Raw genomic sequence first — 4,071 nt, forward strand, 5'->3', positions numbered from 1 at the left:
ATGTTGAAGCCTATAAGAATCAGTTTAAAGACACTTAACAAGTCGTTTAAAAAGGACAAAAAACAGTTGGCTTTTGCTCCTTCGTCGCTTATTTTAGAAAACTATTTTATTGCCTCTTAACGAGGCGTTGGTATGACTCCCCACGGCAAGTTAAATACACCGATCCTTACTCATTTCGTCGTGGCACCTGTCTTCAGTTTCTATTCGTGGTTCAATAGCCTAGGCTATTTCCATTCTAACGCCGTCGGTGGTTGTGCCACATCCGATGTTTAACTCCATGCGCTAACTCAAAACCTTTTTTTAAGACATTATTCATGCAGGCATCCTTGCTAAACGTAACTTAACATCAAGCACAGGCAAAACAACTTCACGGGAGAGAGCCCAAATGTAGGCAATTATTTGTCGAGCAATGGCCGTCACTAATTAACCTAAGCCTACGCAATGCCTGTACGGCTTTATTACTGAGAACTTCACCTAAGTGAATGGACTTTGCACCACGTTGGTCTTCAATAAAAGCGACTTCTGTGAATGTTTTATGGGTATCTAAGCCAATGAAAAGTATGTTATGTTTTATCATGCTAGCCTCTCGTGGGAGTCATTGTGTCTATGTTTTCATTTTAACTTTGTACAAGGAATCAGTATGGTTCGTAAAATTTCAGGTGGTTGTTTATGCGGAACTGTAAAATTTACTGTTAATGACAGTTTCGATAACTTTTACTTTTGCCATTGTGAGCAATGCCGAAAAGTATCAGGTTCTTCACATGCGTCTAATTTGCTGACCACAATAGGTAATATCGAATGGTTAAGTGGGTCTAATAAAATAGTTCGTTTTGACCATAAAGAGGGGGCTTTTACGAAAGTATTTTGTTCTATATGTGGCTCTGGATTACCACATGAATCACAAAGTGGTGAATGTTTAGTTGTCCCAGCAGGTAGTCTTGATGCGGAACCATCATTAACTCCCAAAGCTCAAATATTTTGTAGTGAGAAAGCTGGGTGGTTTACAGCTGGCATTGAAGCTCCAGAACACTCAGGTTATGAGTCGGCGGGTTAAAAATATAACAAGAATTTCAAGCAGGACAAAAAACAGTTGGCTTTTGCTCCTGGGTCGCTTATTTTAACCAGCTATTATTTGCCCATTATTATGGGCGTTATAACTACTAGGGATCTTATGAGAAAAATTGTCAGTTCAGGTTCTCACCTCGAAGAGCCAATAGGCTTCTCTCGGGCATGTAGAATTGATAACTTTATTTCCGTTTCTGGTACTGCTCCATTAGATAATGGTAAAACAGTTCATATTGGTGATGTCTACAGTCAAACAAAGCACTGCCTTGAACTCTCAATTCTCGCTATAAAAGAGGCCGGAGGTAGTATACGAGATGTTATCCGAACTCGAATAATGCTTACCGATATATCTCGTTGGAAGGAAGCTGCACAAGCTCATGGAGAGTTATTCTCTACTATTAAACCAGCCTGTACTTTTGTTGAGGTTAGTCGATTCATCGATCAACAATGGCTAGTCGAGACAGAAGTTGATTGTGTAGTAACGTAGTTATAAGCCAATTAAGAAGGGACACGCGACAGTTGGCTGCGTTTCGCTCCGCTTCACATTTTAGTCAACAACTTTTAGCAAAGTATGGCAAAAGGAAACTCGTTTGAACCTTCGAATAACATCAGTAATATTATTACTTCTTTTCACTGGTTACACAGCTTATACAATGTCAATTGCTCAACAATCATTGTTAAGCTTTGGATACCAGTTAATTTCTAGTCCAGATACAGCACAAGTCGTTTTTGATCTATACATTATGGCATTCTTAGCCATAGTCTGGATGTATCAAGATTGCAAAAAGTTAGGGAAATCAATTGTATATTTCCTACCTTTTGCACTGCTGACTTTAGTGTTTGTATCAATTGGCCCGTTACTTTACCTAGCTTTAAAACCAATTGCTGAGACAACCAAAATATAACAAGCAAATTAATCAGGACAAATAACAGTTGGTTTTTTATCCTGCATCGCTTGTTTTAGCCAAAAAGTTACACGCTATCGATGTCTAAGCCAATCAAAGTGGACACAATTACATGCGTTTCGCTTAGCTACACCTTTTAGCCAAGGATTAAATCGTCCTGTTGCTTCGATGACAACACGAGTTACCTTGTGTTTTTTTATTTCGTTAATGGCTTCTTCAATGCCGCTTTCGTCGTTACTAACAACAAATTTTATGTCTAAAGGCCGTAGGTAAATGTCGAGTTGAGTTTACCTGTATAGACACTAACGTTAATTTCATTTTGATTATTTATGCTATTCATAATAAGCTCACTCTGCTTTGCTATTCGGGCTCGAAACCCAGTTGACTATCCGGGTTTTAGTGCTTGGCGTTTTATACGGCGTTCCATCTTGTTATCGGTATCTCAATGGAGGAGCCTACGTTCAATCGAACTACCGTATAAAAAGGCATTGGTTACAGCCAACGCTTGGGCCTCACTTTACCTAAACGGTTTTAAAAGAATAAAAAAGATGGATGTATTATCCATACAAGCAATTCAACGTGACACGCAACAGTTGGCCGCGTTCACTCCGTCACAATTATGGCCAACAATTACTTAGCCCGTTAATGTGGGCGCTATATCCCAAGGAAAATTTATGCACTCTGGAAAATCACGTAGATTAAGAAAAAAGCTTTATTTAGATGAATTTGCTGTTAAAGGAGTTGAATTAGATTGTAATTTAACTTGTAAGAATGAGGATGAATTAGCAACAATAATGGATGAATTTTTTGTTTATGTTAATACGCTAAATTTGTGTATTGGCGGTGGTGGGGATCTGACTTCCTTTGCCGGATTTATTTCTTCTCATGAACGCTATGGTTCAGTCACTGAATCGGACATATCAAGCATCTCTAATTGGTTGAAAGGCCAAAGTGTTGTTTCAGAATTTAATATTGGTGAGCTTGTAGACGCTAGCTAGGGCAAATAACAGATAGGAGCCTATCTCTCGTCAATAGACCTTAGTGAGCTCGGTCTATCTATCTTTCTACCTAGGAGAAATAAAATGTTCAGTCATATAATGATTGGTGCAAATGATGTACAAGAATCGAAAGTTTTTTACGATGCTATTTTAGCAACCATGGGTTACGAACCTGGTGTGATCGAAGAAAAAGGACGTTGCTTTTATTTTACTAAAAGTTGTGTTTTGGCGCTCATTAAGCCTATAAATGGCGAGCCCGCATGCCATGGTAATGGCTCTACTATTGGTTTCTCAGCAAAGACCTCTGATATAGCTGATGCTTGGTACGCCGCTGGCATTGCGAATGGCGGCACTGCTTGTGAAGATCTTCCTGGGGTACGTGAGGGAGCGATTGGAAAAATATATTTAGCTTATTTACGAGACCCTTCAAATAATAAAATTTGTGCACTTCATCGGATAGATTAATCTTGCAATTATCGTAAAAGGGCCATAAAAGGCACTGAAGAGGGTAGGTTTTCAGTTGGCTGTTTTTGATCCTCGACTTTTTAACTGACAATTTTTAGCCCTTTATTAGGGCGTTATAAATACCTAAAGGATTGAGTTTGGACGTAATATTCTTCGCAGCAAATAATGACTGCGATTTTAGTAGTTTTGAAGACATTCCGGAATCATCAATTTTGGGTGGTGGTAACTTTACCAAAGACCACATTGGTGATTTACTAAGTTGCTTCAAATGCGCGAGCTCTGCTTTAAGTGATAGCCTCTGGTTGTTACCGCTAAGCTTCTCTGAAGAATTAGCAACAATTAATGATAATAAGCTTAAAGATATAGCGGGTTATTGGTCAGAAGAAGGTTCATGGGAAAATACAAAGGTTAACTCTATGGATTTAGTTGGACATTTATTAGAGTTAAAATACGCTTATTTGCAACATTCAGACAAAAGAATTTTTGCGCTATTTCAGTAAACGTTTATACAAGGTAATTAATACAGGACATGCAACAGTTGGCTGCGCTTCTCACAACGTTTAGCCAACTTATGTGGACTCCCTCTTGTCAACAACAAAAAATTGATACAAAGAAATTAATGCATACTTATGTACGAG

Annotated in this window: 6 protein-coding genes and 2 pseudogenes; 6 read left to right on the top strand and 2 right to left on the bottom strand. The window is 38.5% G+C overall.

Translation table 11 applies throughout. From position 1 onward, the window contains the following. Nucleotides 1-427 precede the first annotated feature (427 nt). A pseudogene (locus HRT50_RS18105) lies at nt 428-577 on the bottom strand (IS110 family transposase); the annotation flags it as partial. A gap of 63 nt (nt 578-640) precedes the next feature. Here HRT50_RS18105 and HRT50_RS18110 point away from each other — a divergent pair. The 3 genes from HRT50_RS18110 to HRT50_RS18120 all read left to right on the top strand — a co-directional run bounded on the left by HRT50_RS18110 (nt 641) and on the right by HRT50_RS18120 (nt 1,970). Continuing rightward, complete coding sequence (locus HRT50_RS18110) at nt 641-1,054, top strand: GFA family protein (RefSeq protein WP_291617105.1); 414 nt, start codon at nt 641-643, stop codon at nt 1,052-1,054. A gap of 117 nt (nt 1,055-1,171) precedes the next feature. After that, nucleotides 1,172-1,552 carry a RidA family protein gene (locus HRT50_RS18115; protein WP_291617107.1) on the top strand — a complete coding sequence of 127 codons (381 nt, stop codon included), beginning with the start codon at nt 1,172-1,174 and terminating at the stop codon, nt 1,550-1,552. A gap of 103 nt (nt 1,553-1,655) precedes the next feature. Next, on the top strand, nt 1,656-1,970 hold the full coding sequence (locus HRT50_RS18120; RefSeq protein ID WP_291617110.1) for a DUF2834 domain-containing protein: 315 nt from the start codon (nt 1,656-1,658) through the stop codon (nt 1,968-1,970). Between the two features lie 152 nt (nt 1,971-2,122). Here the strand turns inward: HRT50_RS18120 and HRT50_RS18125 are convergent. Then, nucleotides 2,123-2,310: pseudogene (locus tag HRT50_RS18125) on the bottom strand (IS110 family transposase); the annotation flags it as partial. 334 nt (nt 2,311-2,644) lie between these two features. On the opposite strand from HRT50_RS18125, the gene HRT50_RS18130 reads away from it, so the two are divergent. The 3 genes from HRT50_RS18130 to HRT50_RS18140 all read left to right on the top strand — a co-directional run bounded on the left by HRT50_RS18130 (nt 2,645) and on the right by HRT50_RS18140 (nt 3,933). Continuing rightward, nucleotides 2,645-2,968: a 50S ribosome-binding protein YggL gene (locus HRT50_RS18130; protein WP_291617112.1), complete on the top strand. Its 324-nt coding sequence runs from the start codon at nt 2,645-2,647 to the stop codon at nt 2,966-2,968. A gap of 84 nt (nt 2,969-3,052) precedes the next feature. Further along, a complete protein-coding gene (locus HRT50_RS18135) occupies nt 3,053-3,433 on the top strand; it encodes a VOC family protein (RefSeq protein ID WP_291617114.1) in 381 nt (126 codons plus the stop codon). A 137-nt stretch (nt 3,434-3,570) separates the two neighbouring features. Further along, on the top strand, nt 3,571-3,933 hold the full coding sequence (locus HRT50_RS18140) for a hypothetical protein (protein WP_291617116.1): 363 nt from the start codon (nt 3,571-3,573) through the stop codon (nt 3,931-3,933). The last annotated feature ends 138 nt before the right edge of the window (nt 3,934-4,071 follow it).

The sequence above is a fragment of the Colwellia sp. genome (genome assembly GCF_013215345.1).
Lineage (GTDB): Bacteria > Pseudomonadota > Gammaproteobacteria > Enterobacterales > Alteromonadaceae > Colwellia.